This is a genomic window from Nonomuraea sp. NPDC050783 (assembly GCF_040802095.1).
In the GTDB taxonomy this organism is placed as follows: Bacteria; Actinomycetota; Actinomycetes; order Streptosporangiales; family Streptosporangiaceae; genus Nonomuraea.
The window spans coordinates 117664-134381 of record NZ_JBFAHK010000022.1; the positions used below are offsets into that span (position 1 = coordinate 117664).

General features: G+C 74.6%; 17 protein-coding genes. 4 read left to right on the top strand and 13 right to left on the bottom strand.

The window, feature by feature from the left end:
- Nucleotides 1-114: 114 nt before the first annotated feature.
- Nucleotides 115-522 (bottom strand): hypothetical protein, encoded by a 408-nt coding sequence (locus AB0H75_RS40305; protein WP_367805366.1) that lies wholly within the window; start codon nucleotides 520-522, stop codon nucleotides 115-117.
- A gap of 74 nt (nucleotides 523-596) precedes the next feature.
- Here AB0H75_RS40305 and AB0H75_RS40310 point away from each other — a divergent pair, with 74 nt between their 5' ends.
- Entirely contained in the window at nucleotides 597-1124 is a 528-nt protein-coding gene (locus tag AB0H75_RS40310) for a DUF6886 family protein (RefSeq protein WP_367805368.1), read from the top strand.
- Here the strand turns inward: AB0H75_RS40310 and AB0H75_RS40315 are convergent.
- The 10 genes from AB0H75_RS40315 to xylA all read right to left on the bottom strand — a co-directional run bounded on the left by AB0H75_RS40315 (nucleotide 1099) and on the right by xylA (nucleotide 9164).
- A complete protein-coding gene (locus AB0H75_RS40315) occupies nucleotides 1099-1242 on the bottom strand; it encodes a hypothetical protein (RefSeq protein ID WP_367805370.1) in 144 nt (47 codons plus the stop codon). The two genes, AB0H75_RS40310 and AB0H75_RS40315, sit on opposite strands and share 26 nt — an antisense overlap.
- Complete coding sequence (locus AB0H75_RS40320; protein ID WP_367805372.1) at nucleotides 1239-1442, bottom strand: hypothetical protein; 204 nt, start codon at nucleotides 1440-1442, stop codon at nucleotides 1239-1241. Before AB0H75_RS40320 ends, AB0H75_RS40315 begins: the two co-directional genes overlap by 4 nt.
- Before the next feature lie 19 nt (nucleotides 1443-1461).
- A complete protein-coding gene (locus tag AB0H75_RS40325; protein WP_367805374.1) occupies nucleotides 1462-2202 on the bottom strand; it encodes a glycosyltransferase family 2 protein in 741 nt (246 codons plus the stop codon).
- A 60-nt stretch (nucleotides 2203-2262) separates the two neighbouring features.
- Nucleotides 2263-2829 carry an AAA family ATPase gene (locus AB0H75_RS40330; RefSeq protein WP_367805376.1) on the bottom strand — a complete coding sequence of 189 codons (567 nt, stop codon included), beginning with the start codon at nucleotides 2827-2829 and terminating at the stop codon, nucleotides 2263-2265.
- Complete coding sequence (lysS, locus tag AB0H75_RS40335; RefSeq protein ID WP_367805378.1) at nucleotides 2826-4445, bottom strand: lysine--tRNA ligase; 1620 nt, start codon at nucleotides 4443-4445, stop codon at nucleotides 2826-2828. Before lysS ends, AB0H75_RS40330 begins: the two co-directional genes overlap by 4 nt.
- 40 nt (nucleotides 4446-4485) lie before the next feature.
- On the bottom strand, nucleotides 4486-4695 hold the full coding sequence (locus AB0H75_RS40340; RefSeq protein WP_367805380.1) for a hypothetical protein: 210 nt from the start codon (nucleotides 4693-4695) through the stop codon (nucleotides 4486-4488).
- Nucleotide 4696: 1 nt separating this feature from the next.
- Nucleotides 4697-6049 (bottom strand): S8 family serine peptidase, encoded by a 1353-nt coding sequence (locus tag AB0H75_RS40345; protein WP_367805382.1) that lies wholly within the window; start codon nucleotides 6047-6049, stop codon nucleotides 4697-4699.
- A 123-nt stretch (nucleotides 6050-6172) separates the two neighbouring features.
- Nucleotides 6173-7276: a Gfo/Idh/MocA family protein gene (locus AB0H75_RS40350; RefSeq protein ID WP_367805384.1), complete on the bottom strand. Its 1104-nt coding sequence runs from the start codon at nucleotides 7274-7276 to the stop codon at nucleotides 6173-6175.
- Nucleotides 7273-8016, bottom strand: coding sequence for a sugar phosphate isomerase/epimerase family protein (locus AB0H75_RS40355; RefSeq protein WP_367805386.1), 744 nt, complete (start codon nucleotides 8014-8016; stop codon nucleotides 7273-7275). The genes AB0H75_RS40350 and AB0H75_RS40355 overlap by 4 nt, the downstream gene beginning before the upstream one ends.
- Nucleotides 8013-9164, bottom strand: coding sequence for a xylose isomerase (gene xylA, locus AB0H75_RS40360; protein ID WP_367805388.1), 1152 nt, complete (start codon nucleotides 9162-9164; stop codon nucleotides 8013-8015). The genes AB0H75_RS40355 and xylA overlap by 4 nt, the downstream gene beginning before the upstream one ends.
- A gap of 89 nt (nucleotides 9165-9253) precedes the next feature.
- Here xylA and AB0H75_RS40365 point away from each other — a divergent pair, with 89 nt between their 5' ends.
- The 3 genes from AB0H75_RS40365 (at nucleotide 9254) to AB0H75_RS40375 (ending at nucleotide 11548) form a co-directional block, all read left to right on the top strand.
- Nucleotides 9254-10381: an ROK family protein gene (locus tag AB0H75_RS40365; protein ID WP_367805390.1), complete on the top strand. Its 1128-nt coding sequence runs from the start codon at nucleotides 9254-9256 to the stop codon at nucleotides 10379-10381.
- A 24-nt stretch (nucleotides 10382-10405) separates the two neighbouring features.
- Nucleotides 10406-10846 (top strand): GNAT family N-acetyltransferase, encoded by a 441-nt coding sequence (locus AB0H75_RS40370; protein ID WP_367805392.1) that lies wholly within the window; start codon nucleotides 10406-10408, stop codon nucleotides 10844-10846.
- Between the two features lie 66 nt (nucleotides 10847-10912).
- Nucleotides 10913-11548 (top strand): hemerythrin domain-containing protein, encoded by a 636-nt coding sequence (locus tag AB0H75_RS40375; RefSeq protein WP_367805394.1) that lies wholly within the window; start codon nucleotides 10913-10915, stop codon nucleotides 11546-11548.
- Here the strand turns inward: AB0H75_RS40375 and AB0H75_RS40380 are convergent.
- A complete protein-coding gene (locus AB0H75_RS40380; RefSeq protein WP_367805396.1) occupies nucleotides 11529-14828 on the bottom strand; it encodes a BTAD domain-containing putative transcriptional regulator in 3300 nt (1099 codons plus the stop codon). The genes AB0H75_RS40375 and AB0H75_RS40380 overlap by 20 nt on opposite strands.
- A 102-nt stretch (nucleotides 14829-14930) precedes the next feature.
- Entirely contained in the window at nucleotides 14931-16610 is a 1680-nt protein-coding gene (locus AB0H75_RS40385; RefSeq protein ID WP_367805398.1) for a PQQ-dependent sugar dehydrogenase, read from the bottom strand.
- Nucleotides 16611-16718 lie beyond the last annotated feature (108 nt).

Here is a 16718-nt window from a genome sequence, read left to right on the forward strand (position 1 = left end):
GGCCGCGGGAGGAAGCCGTGCGGTGGCCCGCATGCTTCCGGCGCGAGGGCCGGCTCATGGCCCTCGCGCCGGAAGCGGCGAAGCGGTGTTACCGCCGGGTGTTACCGCCAGGCGTTACCGCCGGGCGTCCTCGGAGTCGCGGGCCACGAGGCGGTCGCTCTCGGGCACGGCGGAGTGGCGCCCCGCCTCGCGCTGAGCGGGCACCTGCTTGGCGGCGTGCTCACGTTCGAGCTTGCGCTGCAGGTCGCGCTTCTCCTCCTCCAGGCGGGCCACCCGGCTGGAGGCCTCAGCCCTGGCGTTGCGGAGGCTACGGCGCTGCTTGGCCGTGCGGCGCGCGCCCGAGCTCATCATCCAGAGCCCCAGCAGCAGGACGGCCGCGGTGACCGCCCCGGCGAGGAACATCTCGACGTGGTTGAGCTCGAAGGTGTATCCGAACAGGATGTACCTGGTGGTCTCCTCGGTGAAGACCACGACACCGGCGCCGACGGCGAGCAGGACCAGGATCAGACCCAGGAAAATCATCCAACTCACCCCTTGTCGTAAGAGTGACTCTCAACTGCCCGGCGGGAGAAGGGGTATGCGCGATGATGACGTCCATGAGACCAGAGCCCGGTCAGGTGCTGCACTTCTCCGAGGATCCGACGATCGAGCGGTTCGTCCCGCACGTGGCGGTGACCACCGCGCTGACCGAGCCGTACGTGTGGGCGGTCGGCGCCGACCGCTGCCCCGACTACTGGTTCCCGCGTGCCTGCCCGCGCGCGATGGCGTGGGTGGGGCCGCGCACCACCGAGGCGGACCGGGACAGGATCGTCGGCGCCGGCTGCGGCGACCGCGTGCACGCCGTGGAGTACTGCTGGCTCCAGGCGATGCGGGACGTCCGGCTGTACGCCTACCGCCTGCCGGCCGCCGACTTCACGCCGATCGGCGACCCGCCGCACGCCGTGGTCGCCACGGTCCCGGTGGACCCGCTGGGCCCGCCGGAGCCGGTCGGCGACCTGTTCGAGCTGCACGAGGAGGCGGGCATCCAGCTACGGGTGCTGCCCGACCTGTGGAGGTTCTGGAAGGAGGTGACGGCCAGCACGCTGGAGTTCAGCGGGATCAGGCTGCGCAACGCTCGTCGATGAGCGCGGTCAGCCGCTCCAGCGGCATCGAGGCGGGCGGCGGCTTCTCGCGGGCGTGCCGGTCGGCTTCGACCGCGTTGGCCAGGTTGCCGAGCAGCTTGCCGTGCTTCCAGCGCATCACGTCGGGGACGCGCGGAAGTGGCGCAGGAGGGCGCGCTCGTCGGCGACTCCGTTCTGGGCGCACACCGCGGGCAGGTCGCGGGGCCGGCCGTCGATCGCGGCCGGCGTGTCCTGGGGCTTGGTGGCCAGGATCAGCACGTCGTCCGGGCGGGACGGTACGGGGCCGCCGACGGCTCCCGCTCCGATCGCGATGTAGCGCATGGGTGAAGGATGTCATCCCTCATTTGGCGAGAGCCACCTGAGCCTGGGCCTGGGCCTGGGCGGGGACGGGCCGGGCCCAGGTCCGCTCGCGGAGGATCGTCTTCAGCACCCGCCAGCCGTCGCGCACGGCGTGGAGGTTGCTGGTGCCGTGGATGCGGGAGCGCTCGTGGCTGGGCACCTCGCGGATGACGAGCCCGGCCTTGGCGGCGCGGACGTTCATCAGCGTCTCGATCTCGAAACCGTCGCAATCGAGGCTCAGGGCGTCCAGGTGGCGGGCCCAGAAGGCGTTGTAGCCGTAGCACAGGTCGGTGTAGCCGGTGCCGTAGAGCAGGTTCGTGAAGCCGGTCAGCACCTTGTTGCCGAGCGAGCGCCACGGGCTCAGGTCGTCGGAGCCGCCGCCGGGCGCGTACCGGGAGCCCTTGGCGAAGTCGGCGCCGGTCAGCAGCGTGTCGACGAAGTGGCGGATCTCGTGGCCGTCGGTGGAGCCGTCGGCGTCGATCATGACGATGATGTCGCCGGTGGCGGCCTGGAAGCCCTCGATGAGCGCGTTGCCCTTCCCGCGCCGGGACTGGACGACGACCCGCAGGTCGGGACGGAGCCTTCGCGCGACCGCGACGGTGTCGTCGACCGAGTTGCCGTCGACCAGGATCACCTCGTCGATCCAGTCGGGCAGCGTGGCGAAGACGTGGGGAAGGTTCTCTGCCTCGTTCATCGCGGGCACGATGACGCTGACGCTGGCGGCGGAAGACTGCTTGTTCATGGGGCAAGGTTCTCCCGCCCGCCATGCAACCGGCTTGACATTGCCTTGCAGAGATCGTTCCTATGTCTTGACGGCCACCGCTTCAGCCGCTCTAGTGATGATCTCGGCCACGGTCTCCTCCGGGGTCTGCAGGGAGGTGTCCAGCCACAGGCCGAGGCGCGGGGTCTCGCGGCGCAGCACGTCGTCGAGGAGCGCGGGCGTCCAGCCGCCGCCGTAGCCGGTCTTGGGCCGCGCCCGCTCGCGCTCGGCCACCACCGCCGGGTCGGGGGCCAGCACGACCACGCGCAGGGGGCGGGTGCGGATCAGCCGGGCGAAGCCTGCCAGGTCCGGCCCGAGCACGAGGTCCTGGACGACCGGGGTGAAGCCGGCCTCCGCGTACAGGTCGGCGGCGGCCGCGGCGAGCCGGTGGCGCAGGCGGAGCTGGCGCAGCGCCTCCGGCGACGGCTCGGGCGTCATGTCGGCGCGGCCGGAGACCACCATGCGGCGGAAGGCGTCGCCCCGGACGTGCGCGGCCCTGGGCAGGCGCTCGGCCAGCCGCTGGGCCACCGTGGACTTGCCGGAGGCCATGATCCCGGTGATGAGGAAGGCGCCGTTCACGTGCCCGTCCGCCGGCGTGCGGAGGTTCACGCGCCCACCAGCTTGCGGACGCGGTCGGCGCCCACCGCGAGCAGCAGCGTCGGCAGGCGGGGGCCGGTGTCGCGGCCGACCAGCAGGCGGTAGAGGAGGGCGAAGAAGGCGCGCTGGGCGGCCTTCAGCTCCGGGGTCGCCTCGGCGTCGGCCGGCAGGCCCGCCTGGCGCTTCGGGACGCCGTACACCAGCGCCGTCAGCCCGTCCAGCGACCAGTCGTCCAGGCCGTCGGCCAGCAGCCGCAGCGACTCGCGCTCGCCCGGCCCGAGCGAGTCGAGCAGCTCCTCGTCGGGCTCCTCGCGCACCCGCGTGCGCTGGTCGGCGGGCAGGTGCAGCTCCACCCAGCGCCCCGCCCGGTCCAGGCGGGGGCGGGCGGCGGCGGGGTCGTCGATGCCGTCGAGGTCGCGCAGGATGCGCCGGGTCTGCTCGGCGTGGCCGGTGGTGATGTCGGCGATGGAGGCGAGCGTCCGGTAGGGCACCGGGCGCGGGGTGAGGGGCAGCGGGCCCTCGGCGGTGGTGACCGCCCGGTCGTAGGCGGCCAGCTCGGCGGGCTTGGCCTGCCCGGCGGCGATCTTCCTGCCGAGGGCGTCCCACTCGTCGTAGAGCCGGTGGATCTCCTGGTCGAAGGCGATCTTGAAGGACTGGGCGGGCTTGCGGCGCGCGTACAGCCAGCGCAGCACCGGGGCCTCCATGATCTCCAGGGCGTCGGCGGGGGTCGGCACGTCGCCCTTGGAGCTGCTCATCTTGGCCATGCCGGTGATGCCGACGAAGGCGTACATCGGGCCGATCGGCCGCTCGCCGCCGAACACCTCGCCCACGATCCGGCCGCCGGCCGTCCAGGCCGAGCCGGGCGAGTGGTGGTCCACGCCGGACGGCTCGAACAGCACGCCCTCGTACGCCCACCGCATCGGCCAGTCCACCTTCCACACCAGCTTGCCCCGGTCGTGCTCGGCCAGGCGCACGGTCTCGCCGAAGCCGCACGCGCAGGAGTAGGCCAGCTCGGTGGTCTCGTCGTCGTAGGCGGTGACGGTGGTGAGGTCGCGCCCGCACAGCTCGCAGTACGGCCGGTACGGGAAGTACTCCCCTTCCTGCCCGCTCCCGGCCCGCTGCCTGGTGCGGTGCCGCGACAGCACGGCGTCGATGGCGGCCCGCTCGCGCACCGCCAGCAGGATCTGCTCGCGGTAGGCCCCCGAGGTGTACTGCTCGGTCTGGCTGATCATCCGGCACCGCACGCCCAGGGCCGTCATGGCCTCGATCATCGGGGCCTTGAAGTGCTCGGCCCAGTTGGCGTGCGGGCTGCCGGGCGGCGCGGGCACCGCGGTCAGCGGCTTGCCGACGTGCTCGGCCCAGGACTCGTCCACGCCCGCGGGCACCCGGCGGAAGCGGTCGTAGTCGTCCCAGGACAGCAGGTGCACGCAGGGCACCCCGCGCCGCAGCAGCTCGTCGGCCACCAGGTGAGGGGTCATGATCTCGCGCAGGTTGCCCAGGTGGATCGGGCCCGAGGGGCTGAGGCCGGAGGCGCAGACGATCGGCCCGCCGGTGCCGCGCCGCTCCGCCTCGGAGATCACCTCGTCCGCGAACCGGGACACCCAGTCGCCTTCACCACGTTCAGCCATCGGGCCATTGTCGCGGTTCGGGACAGTTCGGGCCAACGCCTCAGCCGGGTTCGATGGGCGGGTCCGCGAAGACCTGCCCGTCGGCCCGGCGGCCGGCCTCCTCCGTGACGCGCAGGACGTACAGGCCGGCCTCGGGAAGGACGGCCACCAGCCCGTAGCCGAGATCGACGTCCTCCTCGGACAGGCCCAGGGACCGCAGCGCCTCGGAGAGGGTGGCGCCGGGCGGCAGGTGCACCTGGAGCAGGACCATGTCAGGCGGCGCGCTCTCCACGGGCGCGGCCGAGGGCGGCCAGCACGGCGGGCGGGTCGATGATGCCCCAGCCGTAGTCGTAGTCGTAGCCCACGGTGCTGCGGTCGTCGGCCGTGCGGTTGAGCTGGGTGCGCAGTTGCTCGGGCGAGAGCTGGACGGCGGTCCGCCGGGTGCGGACCGCGGCCACCACGCCGGCCGCGGTGGGGCAGGCGGCCGAGGTGCCGGTGTCGGCCTCGCCGACCGCGCCGGAGCCGGCGAAGTGCGTGTAGGAGCACAGGTCGGGTTTACGGTCGGCGAGCCTGGCCGGCCCCTGCGAGGAGTAGCCGACGCGCTCGCGGCGGGTGTCCACGCCGCCCACGGACAACACGTCGGGATGGCCGTTGGCGCCGACGATGGGCCGCTCGCGGAAGCCGCAGCGCTGGTCGGGGCAGTCGCGCCCGCAGTTGCCCGCCGCGAAGACGACGTCCGCGCCCGCGTCGGCCAGGCTGCCGACGATGAGGTTGAAAGGGTGCGAGGGGTTGTCGGAGTAGTTGCCGGGATGGCCGGGCGGCAGGTCGCCGAGAGGCGAGAACAGGCCCCAGCTGTTGGAGACCACCAGGGCCCGGTGCTCCTCCGACATGGCGTTGAGCACCCCGCGCAGGTGGGAGTAGGCGGCGACGGCGTCGGAGAGCAGGCCCTGCACGCTGCCCTGCTGCGACAGCAGGATCGGGATGTCCAGCAGGGTCGCCTTGGGAGCGGCCAGCAGCACGTCGAAGGCGCACATCGTGCCGTGGTTGACCGGATACGCCCCCGGCCTCTTGGGCACGCCGGGCGGGGCCCAGCTCCGCCCGGCGTCGACCTCGACGTCCTCGCCGAGGGCCGACCGCACGTGGGCGGCGTTGATGCCGGTGTCGCAGACGGCGACGGCCACGCCCTCGCCGTCGTGGCCCTCCTCCCACAGCTCGGAGGCGTGCAGCAGCCGCCTGACGTCGTGCCAGTCGCCGACCGGCCCGTCGCCGCCGCAGGTGGGGCCGGAGGGCTGGATGAACGGGTCGGCGAAGATCCCGGTGACCTCGGGGACGGCCGACTGGAGCCGGGAGAGCCGGGTGGACAGCTCGGCGTCGGGGATCTCGCCGCGGACGAGCACGGAGGCGTGCTCGGGGGACAGGGAGAACTCCACGCGCGGGGAGAGCGAGAGCGCCCCGCCGTGGGCCGCGCTGGGACGGGCGCGCGGGACCGCGACGGGGCCGAACGCCGCGTCGAGCGAGACGCCGGGCAGGTCGGAGACGACGTCGGCGACCGTGCTGGCGACGCGGGGGTCGAGCACGGACGCCACGACGTCGGTGGCGGGCCGGAGCTGGATCAGGACACGCATGGGATCACCCTCGTTCGGGAGTCGCGTAACCGTACGATGACGCTTCCCGATACATGCCCGGCCGAGCTGTGAAGATGACTTTGAGTAAGGATGATGTAACTTATCGTGTTCGGATCGGCCGGTTCACGTGAGAGTGGCGGCGTACGGGTCCCAGCCGTCCGGCAGCGGCTCCGGCGCGGTCAGGGTCGAGGCGACCGTCCTGAACTCGGCGCGCTCGCCCGCCAGGGCGATGGCCGCCATCAGGTCGAGCACGTGGTACGCCAGCTCGCCGGAGGCCCGGTGCGGCGTGCCCGCCCGCAGCGACCTGGCCATGTCCAGGACGCCGATGCCCCGGCTCGCGGTCGTGCCCGACACCGGCAGCTCGCGCCAGTCCGTGTCGTGCGCGCCGCGGGCCAGCAGCGGCCCCTCGAAGGTGTTGGGATCGGGCAGGGACAGCGCGCCCTCGGTGCCGATGATCTCGATCATCCGGCGGTTGACGGGCGAGTCGAAGCTGAACGTGGCCGCCGCCGTCGCCGTGCCGGGGAAGTCCAGCAGGGCGTTGACGTGGGTCGGCACGTCCACGGGGAACGTCGTGCCCGCCTTGGGGCCCGAGCCCACCACGCGCCGCGCGCGGGCCCTGCGGGTGCTCGCCGCGACCCGGGCGACCGGGCCGAGCAGGGACACCAGGGCGGTCAGGTAGTAGGGGCCGAGGTCGTACAGCGGCCCGCCCCCCGGCTGGTAGAAGAACTCGGGATTGGGGTGCCACGACTCGGGCCCCAGGCTCTGCGTGGCCGCCGTGACGGCGACCGGCTCGCCGATGAGGCCCGAGCGCAGCGCGTGCAGCGCGGACTGGAGCCCGGCGCCCAGGAAGGTGTCGGGAGCGCCGCCCACCCGCAGGCCGAGCCCGGCGGCCTCGGCCATGACCTTGGCGCCCTCGTCGGGGTCCATGGCGAACGGCTTCTCGCCGTACACGTGCTTGCCGGCGCGCAGCGACTCCAGCGCGACGGCCGCGTGCGCGGACGGGACGGTCAGGTTGACGACGATCTCCACCTCGGGCAGGCCGAGCACCGTGGCGAGCGGGCCGGACACGGGCACGCCGTGCTCGCGCGCGACCGCCGCGGCCCGCTCGGTGTCGAGGTCCGCCACGCCGAGCACGCGCACGTCGGGGAACGAGGTGAGGTTGCGGAGGTACTGGCCACTGATCACTCCGGCGCCGACCAGGGCGACGCCGACGGGGCCTTCGGTCAAGAGACCTCCAGGGAGGTGAGGTAGGAGTGGCTGTCGGCCAGCGCGGCGAAGACGTCGGTGGCGCACTCGTCGAGCTCGACGGTCCGCCAGGCGTCCGGCGCGGCGGCCAGGATCGCGGGCACGTCCATCGCGCCCGCGCCCACCGCCGTGTGCGGCTCGCCCTTGACCACCGGGCCGTCCTTCACGTGCAGCGCCGGCGTGCGCCCGGCCAGGCGGCCGAGCAGGGCGGGCACGTCGGCGCCGCCGACCGCCGCCCAGTAGGTGTCGATCTCCAGGAAGACCTCGGGCGCGAGCAGGTCGGCCAGCGCCTCCAGGGCGTGCCGGCCGCCGACGCGCGGCTCGATCTCCCACCAGTGGTTGTGGTAGCCGATCCGCACGCCGTGCCCGGCCGCCCGCTCGGCCAGGCCGTTGAGCAGGTCGGCCGTGCGCCGCAGGCCGTCGGGGGTGGTGAACTCCTCCTCGGCGACGCCGCCGGGGACGATCGCCAGGTCGGTGCCGATCGTGGCGATCGCGTCGAGGACCTTCGTGGTGTCCTGGCTGAGCAGGGCGTACGCGTGCGTGGCGGACACCTGGAGCCCGAGGTCGTCGGCGACCCGGCGGAAGCCCTCGGGATCGGTCATCGGGTCGTACGGCTCGACGGCCCGGTAGCCGATCCCGGCGATGCGCCGCAGCACGGCGTCGCGATCGGCGGCCAGCGCATCCCTGACGGTGTAGAGCTGGACGCTGATCGGCTTGCTCATCCGCGCACCCCCAGCAGGTGCTCCAGCGCGAGCTGGTTGAGCCGGGTGAAGTGGAAGCCGCGGGCGGCGGCCGCCTCGACGTCGAAGTCGTCCTCGGCCAGGCTCTGCCAGGTCTCGCCGGCGGCCAGGGTCGGCTGGGCCAGCTCGGTCACCCGGCTGGCGGCCAGGGCCTCCTGGACCTCCGGGTCCTGGCGGAACTTGGCGGACTTGTCCTTGAGGATGAGGTAGGTGCGCATGTTGGCGGCGGCCGAGTCCCAGACGTCCTGGGCGTCCTCGGTGCGCAGCGGCTTGTAGTCGAAGTGGCGGGGGCCGTCGTAGCCGCCGTTCTCCAGCAGGTCGACCAGGAAGAAGGCGCTCTTGAGGTCGCCGTGGCCGAAGATCAGGTCCTGGTCGTACTTCGGGCCGTGCTGGCCGTTGAGGTCGATGTGGAAGAGCTTGCCGTGCCACAGGGCCTGGGCGATGCCGTGGACGAAGTTGAGCCCGGCCATCTGCTCGTGGCCGACCTCGGGGTTGAGGCCCACCATCTCGGGGTGCTCCAGCTCGTTGATCAGCGCCAGGGCGTGGCCGATGGTCGGCAGCAGGATGTCGCCGCGGGGCTCGTTGGGCTTGGGCTCCAGCGCGAAGCGGATGTCGTAGCCCTTGTCGATGACGTACTGGCACAGGAGGTCCAGGCCCTCCTTGTAGCGGTCGAGGGCGGCCTTGACGTCCTTGGCGGCGTCGGACTCGGCGCCCTCGCGGCCGCCCCAGCAGACGTAGGTCCTGGCGCCGAGGCTGGCGGCCAGGTCGAGGTTGCGCATGACCTTGCGCAGGGCGTAGCGGCGCACGTCGCGGTCGTTGCTGGTGAACGCGCCGTCCTTGAAGACCGGGTGGGTGAAGAGGTTGGTGGTGGCCATGGGGACCTTCATGCCGGTCTCGTCCAGGGCCTTCCTGAAGGCGGCGATGGCCTTGTCGCGGTCGGACTCGACGGCGAGCAGGTCGTCGTCGTGGAAGGTGACGCCGTAGGCGCCCAGCTCGTGCAGCTTGTGGACGGCCTCGACCGGGTCGAGCGGAGCGCGGGAGGCGTCGCCGAACGGGTCGCGCGCCTGCCAGCCCACGGTCCAGAGGCCGAAGGTGAAGCGGTCGTCGGGGGTCGGGGTGAATGCGGGCATCTTCCTGCGCTCCCTGCGTTTAGTCCATAATCTGTACTAATCCTGAGGAGGTGGGCGGGGTGCCGTCAAGAGGGGTCCGGCATGATTCCATGCGCGCCCGTAACCTGGCCGTGGTCCTCGACGCCATCCACCGCACGGGACCGCACACCCGCGCGGCGCTCGCCGAGCGGACCGGGCTGACCAAGACCACCGTCTCCAGCCTGGTCGCCGACCTGCTGGAGGCCGGGGTGGTCGCCGAGGGCGGCGCCGTACGCGGCGGCGAGCGGGGACGCCCCGGCGTGGCGGTCGGCTTAAGTGGGCACCGGGTGGCCACGCTCGGCCTGGAGGTCAACATCGACTACCTGGCGGCCTGCGTGGTCGATCTGACCCGCGCCGTACGGCTGCGCCGCACCCGCCCCGCCGACAACCGCAACTCCGACCCCGCCGAGATCCTGGGCCGGCTGCGCGCCCTCGCCCAGGAGATCACCGCCGAGGCCGAGGCGGGCGGGCTGCGGGTCATGGGGGCCGCGCTGGCCGTGCCCGGCACCGTGGAGGACACCGGGGCGGGCGGGCTGCTGCGCAGCGCGCCCCACCTGGGCTGGCGGGACGTGCGGGTGGAGGAGCCGGCCGGCGACCTGCCGTTCGCGATCGACAACGAGGCCAACCTGGCGGCGCTGGGCGAGCTGTGGTTCGGCTCGCGGGAGCCGGACTTCCTGTACGTCTCCGGCGAGATCGGCATCGGCGCCGGCCTGGTGGTCGGCGGCACGCTGTTCCGCGGCACCTTCGGCCTGGCCGGCGAGCTGGGCCACGTCGTGGTCGTGCCCGACGGGCCCGGGTGCCGGTGCGGCGGGCGGGGCTGCCTGGAGGTCTACGCCGGCCAGGACGCCCTGCTCGGGCCGCTGGAGTCGGTGACCGCGCTGGTGGAGCGGCTGGAGGCGGGCGAGCCGCGGGCGCTGGAGACGTGCGAGCGGGCCGGTCACGCGCTGGCCGTGGCGCTCACCTCGGCCGTCCACCTGCTGGACCCCGGCCGGATCGTGCTCGGCGGCGTCTTCGCGCCGCTGTTCCCCTGGCTGGAAGGGCCCGTCGCGGACGGGCTCGGCACCCGCCTGGCCCAGATGCGCGGCGCGCCGCCCCCGCTCGTGGTCTCGGGGACCGGCCCGGACGCGGCGGTGCTGGGCGCCGCCGGGCTGGTCATCCAGCGCATCCTCGCCGACCCGGCCCAGGCGCTCGGCCTCTGACCGACATTTCCTACGATGTCGGGCATGCTGATCGAGGAACGGGACCCCGCGGACGGAGAGCTGAGCGCGCTGCTCGACGCCGCCTTCGCCGAGCTGGTGGCCCGCTACGGCCCTGAGGGACGCTCCCAGGTGCGCGACGGGGCGCGGTTCCTGGTGGCGGTCGTGGACGGGCGGGCGGTCGGCTGCGGCGCCGTCCAGCCCGTGGACGCGCTGACTGGCGAGCTCAAGCGCATGTACGTGGCCCCCGCCCACCGCGGCCAGGGCATCGCGAAGGCGCTGCTCGGCGCGCTGGAGGAGCTGGCCAGGGACATGGGCCACCGGCGGATGCGGCTGGCCACCGGGCTGCGGCAGCCGGAGGCCATCAGGCTGTACGAGCGCAGCGCGTACACGCTGACGCCGCCCTACGGCAAATACGTCGACGCGCCGCTGACCCGCTGCTACGAGAAGCCGCTGGCCTCCAAGTAGACGCCAAGAGACGGCTAAGAGCCGCGGCGCACCCTGGTGCCATCCCCTCATGACGAAGGAGCGACCATGGCACCCGACACCCTCGGCTTCCGCATCGCCCACCGGGCCATGCGCGGCGACACCCGCCGCCTGGCCCGCCTCATGGACGGCGTCGCCGCCGGCGACGAGCACGCCGGCGCCGCCCGGCTCAAGGCGATCGCCACCTTCACCAGGAAGCTGTGCGCCGGCATCCACCATCACCACCAGGCCGAGGACAACGTGCTCTGGCCGGTCATCGTCCGCTCGGCCGGCGCCGAGGTGGACCTGAGCGACCTCACCGACGACCACACCCAGCTCGACCCGCTGCTGGCGGAGATCACCGGCGCCGCGGACCGGCTCGGCACGGACCCGTCCGCCGCCAAGCGCATGGCCCAGGGCCTCGGCACCCTCGCCGACCTGCTCGACGAGCACATCGAGGAGGAGGAGCGGCTGCTGTTCCCGGTCATCGACGCGTACGTGTCGGAGCAGGACTGGAAGACCGTCGAGAACGAGGTGCGCAAGGGCGGCGACATCGCCTTCGACCTGCCGCGCATCGCCCAGTACGCGCGCCCGGAGGAGATGGCCGCGCTGCGCAGGGCGGCGGGGCCGGTGCTCCTCGCCCTGCTCACGCTGCTCAACCGGGGGCACCGGCGCCGCCAGCGGCTCATCTTCGGAGCCGCGTGAGGCGCTCGGCGCGCTCGCGGGCGGCCGCCGCCCAGTGCGGCGAGCCGATGCCGGCGGCGACCTCGGCCGCCCGCGCGTAGTGCGCCCCGGCCGCCGGCAGGCCCAGCAGCCCGGCCAGGTCGCCCAGCACCAGCGCGACCGGCCCGAGCGTGACCGAGCCGCTGTTGAGGCCGGCCACCCGGTCCTCCCACGGCAGCAGGGCCCCGTAGCAGCGCCGGGCCACCTCGCGGTCCGCGAGCGCGACGGCGGTCTGCGCGCGCAGCGCCTCCCACAGCAGCCAGTAGTAGTCGCGCGGATGGTATTGCCCGGGCCGCCAGACCCGCCGGGCCGCCTCCGGCTCGCCGGCCGCGGCCAGGGCGCCCGCGTACAGCTCGTGCGTCTGCTCGTTCGGCAGGCGCTCGTGCAGGGCGGCCAGCTCGGGCAGCGAGTCGCGGACGTTCCCCCGGGCCAGGCGCACCACGAACCTGCCCAGCATGCCCATCGCCTCGGCGTTCACCGCGCCGCGCTCGGCCATCTGCCGGGTGACGTCGGTGTAGGTCGCCTCGGCCGCGTCGAAGTCGCCCTCGACCAGCTTCCGCAGCGCGCCGAACAGGCTCAGGATGACCAGCGACAGGCCGAGCTGGCCGCTCGTGGAGACCGCCAGGCCGCTGTCGGCGTGCCGGCTCGCCGTCTCCAGGTCGCCCCGGCCGAGCGCGGCCATGAGCAGGGCGATGTGGCCCAGCGTGAGGTAGCCGACCAGGCGGTGCGCCCGGCCCAGCTCCAGCAGCTCGCCGCCCAGCGCCGCCAGCTCCTCGCGCCGCTCGGGGGCGAGGACGGCGAAGTAGCGGGCGTTGAGCGCCAGGCACAGCAGGTCGGGCCGGCCCAGCCCGCGCGCCAGCGCCACCGCCTCGGCGCCGGCGGCGTCCACCCGGCCGTCGTCGTGGCCCTCCACGGCGAAGACCAGCGCCGCCAGCAGCCGGCAGCGCGCCTCCGGGCCCGGCCCGGCGGCCAGCTCCCGCTCCACGGCCGCGACGAACTCCTCGTCGTAGCGGGTGTCGGGCTGGATGGTCCAGATCACCGGCGCGTCGTACGAGGTCAGCGCACGCACGCCGGGTGACAGCCGGACCGCCTCGGCCCGCGCCGCGAGCGCGCCGGACACGTCACCCGCGTGGCCGAGCGCCGACACCAGCCCGCACAACAGCTCCAGCCGGGTCCCGTCGTCGCCGGCGAGCGGCAGCGCCGCCCGGTACAGGGCCGCCGCCTCCCGGTGCGCGTGCAGCCCGGACGCCTGCGCCGCCGCCGCCCTGGCGTGCGCGACCGCGCCCGGCGAGCCGGCCTCCAGCGCGTGGTGGGCCAGCGCGGCCGGCTCGCCGGGCCGCAGCCGCTCCAGGGTCGCCACCACGCGCCCGTGCAGGCGGGTACGGCGGATCCGCGCCGTGTCCTCGTACAGCACCTCCCTGACCAGGACGTGCGTGAACCGCACCCGCCCCGGCCCCGGTTCGGACAGCAGGCCGGTCATGACGCCGGCCTCCAGGCCGTCGAGCACGGTGTCCTCGTCGCCGTCCTGCACCGCGACCAGCACGTCCACGTCCGCGTCCCGGCCGACGACGGCGGCGTTGCGCAGCACGGTCTGCGCGGTGGCGGGCAGGCGGGCGATCCTGCGCCGGATCAGGTCGCGCACGCCGGGCGGCAGCGCCCGGGCGGCCCCTGGGCCCTCCGAGGCCAGCAGCCGGGCGATCTCGGCGACGAACAGCGGGTTGCCGAGCGTGCGCTCGCGCACGGTGCGCACGGTCGCGGCGTCGGGGGCCCGCCCGGTGTGGCGTTCGAGCAGCTCGGCGACCGCCTCCTCGGCCAGCCCCGGCAGCTCCACGTGCCGGCTGACCGCCGCCAGCGCGGCGAGCGTGGCGGCCAGGTCCTCGGTGGTCTCGTCCGGGCGGTGGGTGGCCACCACCAGCAGCCGGGCCGCCTGCGGCAGGTGGCGCAGCAGGTGCAGGGTCTCGCCGTCGGCGCGGTGCACGTCCTCCAGCACCACCAGCAGGGGAGCGCGGGAGGCCAGGTAGCCGGCCACCGCGCGGGCGAGCTGGAACTGGTTGGGGATGGGGACGCCGTCGTGCAGCAGCGGGGCCAGCCCCGCCGGGTCGTCCGGCGGGGACCCGGCGGCCAGGTGGCGGACGATCTCGCTCCACGCCCAGGCGGGCGGCGCGCCGCCGTCGATCTCCGGGCAGCGCCCGAACGCCACCCGCCAGCCGCGCCCGGCCAGCTCGGCCGCGAACGCCTCGGCCAGCGTGCTCTTCCCGGCGCCCGGCTCGCCGCCGAGCCAGACGGTGCGGTGCGCCGGCTGGGCGGCCTCCTCCCGCAGCACCGCCAGCTCCCGGGCCCGCCCCACCAGCAGCGGCCCGTCCGGCACCGGCCCGTCCGGCAGCGGCCCGTCCGGCACCGGCCTGTCCGGCACCGGCCCGGCCGGCTCCTGCGAGGGGGCGGGACGCTCGTCCAGCCTGACGGCCGCCGCCGGGGCGTTCAGGGTGTCGGACTGGTGCAGGATGTCCTGCTCCAGGGCCCGCAGCTCCGGCCCGGGATCCACCCCCAGCTCCTCCGCCAGCCGCTCGCGCGCCCGCCGCAGCACGGCCAGCGCCTCCGCCTGCGCGCCGGCCCGGTAGCAGGCCAGCGCCAGCAGCCGCACCCCGCTCTCCCGCAGCGGGTGCCGCTCCACGTGCCCGCGCAGCTCGGGCACGACCTGGGCGTGCCGGCCCAGCAGCAGCGCCGCCTCGGCCCGGTGCTCGACGGCCAGCAGCCGCAGCCCGGCCAGCCGCTCCGCCTCGGGGGCGGCCCACTCCTCGTCGGCGAACTCCCCGTAGGCGGTGCCGGTCCACAGCCCGAGCGCCTGCTCCAGCAGCCCGTACGCGACCTGCCCCGCCCCCCGGCGCAACGCGGCCCCGGCCTCCTCGATGAGCCCGGGCAGCCGCCAGGCGTCCACGGCGTCGTCCGGCAGCCGCAGCCGGTAGCCGGGCGGGGCGCTCACCACCACCCGGGCCGGGGCGCGCGGCGGCCGGTCCGGCTCCAGGGCGCGGCGCAGGTTGGAGACGTACACCTGGAGCGCGGCCAGCGCCTTGGGCGGCGGTTGCCCCCGCCACAGGTCGTCGATGAACCGGTCGGTGGACACGACCTGCCCTCCGGCGGCGGCCAGCCGCGCGAGCACCGCCCGCTGCCGGGCCGGGCCCAGGTCCACGCTCCGGCCGCGCAGGTCGGCCTGGAGCGGGCCGAGCACCCGCAGGGACGGCTCGGGCGCGTCCCGACCGGTCACGAGTTCCCCCGGCCAGGCGGGGCGGGAACGGTCCAGGCGATCCACCGATGAGTCACCCGCACAGAGTGGGGCAAAAACCATGCCCCTGACAATGGGCGGGCCTCAGGCGCAGCTGTAACCGGACGGGAGCCGGGAGTCGCCGGGCCGGCTCGCCTGGAAGCCGAACGTCGTGCTCTGCCCCGGGCCGAGCGCGCCGTTGTGCGCGGCGTTCCTGGCGGTGACGGTCTGGCCGCTCGTCGTCAGGGTGGCGTTCCAGGAGCCGGTGACGGCGTGGCCGGCGGGCAGCGTGAACGTCACCGTCCAGCCGCTGATCGCCGAGGTGCCGGTGTTGGTGACCGTCACCGGCTGGATCACGTAGCCGCCGCCCCACTGGGTCTGGACGGTGGCCGCCACCGTGCAGCCGCCGCCGCCCTGCGCCGCCGTGGTGACCGTGACCGTGGTGGAGACGGGGGAGAGGTTGCCGGCCGCGTCCCTGGCGCGCACCTGGTAGCGGTAGGTGGTGGCCGGGGTCAGGCCGGAGTCCGTGTAGGAGGTGGTGGCCGTGGTGCCGACCTGGGCGAACGTGCCGCCGGACGCGCCCGCCGCCCGTAAGACGTCGTAGCCCGTCACGCCGACGTCGTCGGTGGCGGCCGTCCAGCCGAGCGTCGTCCCGCTCGCGGTGGTGCCCGAGGCGGCCAGCCCGGTGGGCGCGCTGGGCGGCGTGGTGTCGTCCTGGCCGCCGCCGGACGGCGGGACGCGGACGATCCGGTCGTCGGCGGCCACCGGCGTGCCGCGCCCGTCCCGGTTGCTGGTCGACAACCACAACCATCCGTCGGGACCCACCGCGGCGGCGCGCAGCCGGCCGTACGCGCCCTGCAGCTCGGCGACCGGCGTCCCTGCCGTGCCGCTCGCGGTGAGCGGCACCGCCCAGACCCGCTGCCCGCGCAGCGCCGCCGCGAAGAGCGTGCCGTTGGCGTACGCCAGCCCGCTCGGCGACGCCTCGGCCGTGGACCAGGTGACGATCGGGTTGCGGAAGGAGGAGCCGGAGCAGACGCCCTCGCAGGTCGGCCAGCCGTAGTTGCCGCCCGCCACGATCTGGTTGATCTCGTCCCAGGTGTTCTGGCCGAACTCGCTGGCGTACATGCGGCCCTGCGCGTCCCAGGCCAGCCCCTGCACGTTGCGGTGGCCGTAGCTGTAGACCCGTGACCCGGGGAACGGGTTGTCGGACGGTACGCCGCCCGCGGGCGTCATGCGCAGGATCTTGCCGGCCGGGCTGTTGAGGTTCTGGGCGTTGGCGCTGTTGTTGGCGTCGCCGGTGGACAGGTACAGCATGCCGTCCGGCCCGAACGCGAGCCGCCCGCCGTCGTGGATGGTCGCGCTCGGCACCCCGCTGAAGATCACCGTCTGTGTCTGCGGGGCGCTGAGCTGGAGCCTGACCAGCCGGTTGTCGCCGGCCGTGCTGGTGAAGTAGGCGTAGACCCAGCCGTCCTGCGCGTACGTCGGCGAGACCGCGATGCCCAGCAGCCCGCTCTCCCCCGACGCGCTCAGCCCGCTGATCGTGGCGACCGCCGTGGCCGCCTGGCCGGGCCGCACCCGCAGGATCCGCCCGGTGCCCCGCTCCGACACCAGCGCGTCGCCGTCCGGCAGGAACGCGATCGCCCACGGCACCTGCAGCCCCGTGGCGGCCACCTCCGCCCGGTCGAAGTCGAACCCGCCCACCGCCTGCGCCCGCGCCTGCGGAGCGGCCACGACGAACGCGAGCAGGGCCAGGACCAGGGAGGGGATGACGCGGCTGCGTCGCATGACGGGCTCCTTGACCGGATCGGGGTGCGCCGATGTCAACACGGTAGGCGCCCCGGCGGCCCCGGCTCAACGCGTCCCATCGGGAAAGCGCGCCTGCCTGCGGCGGTG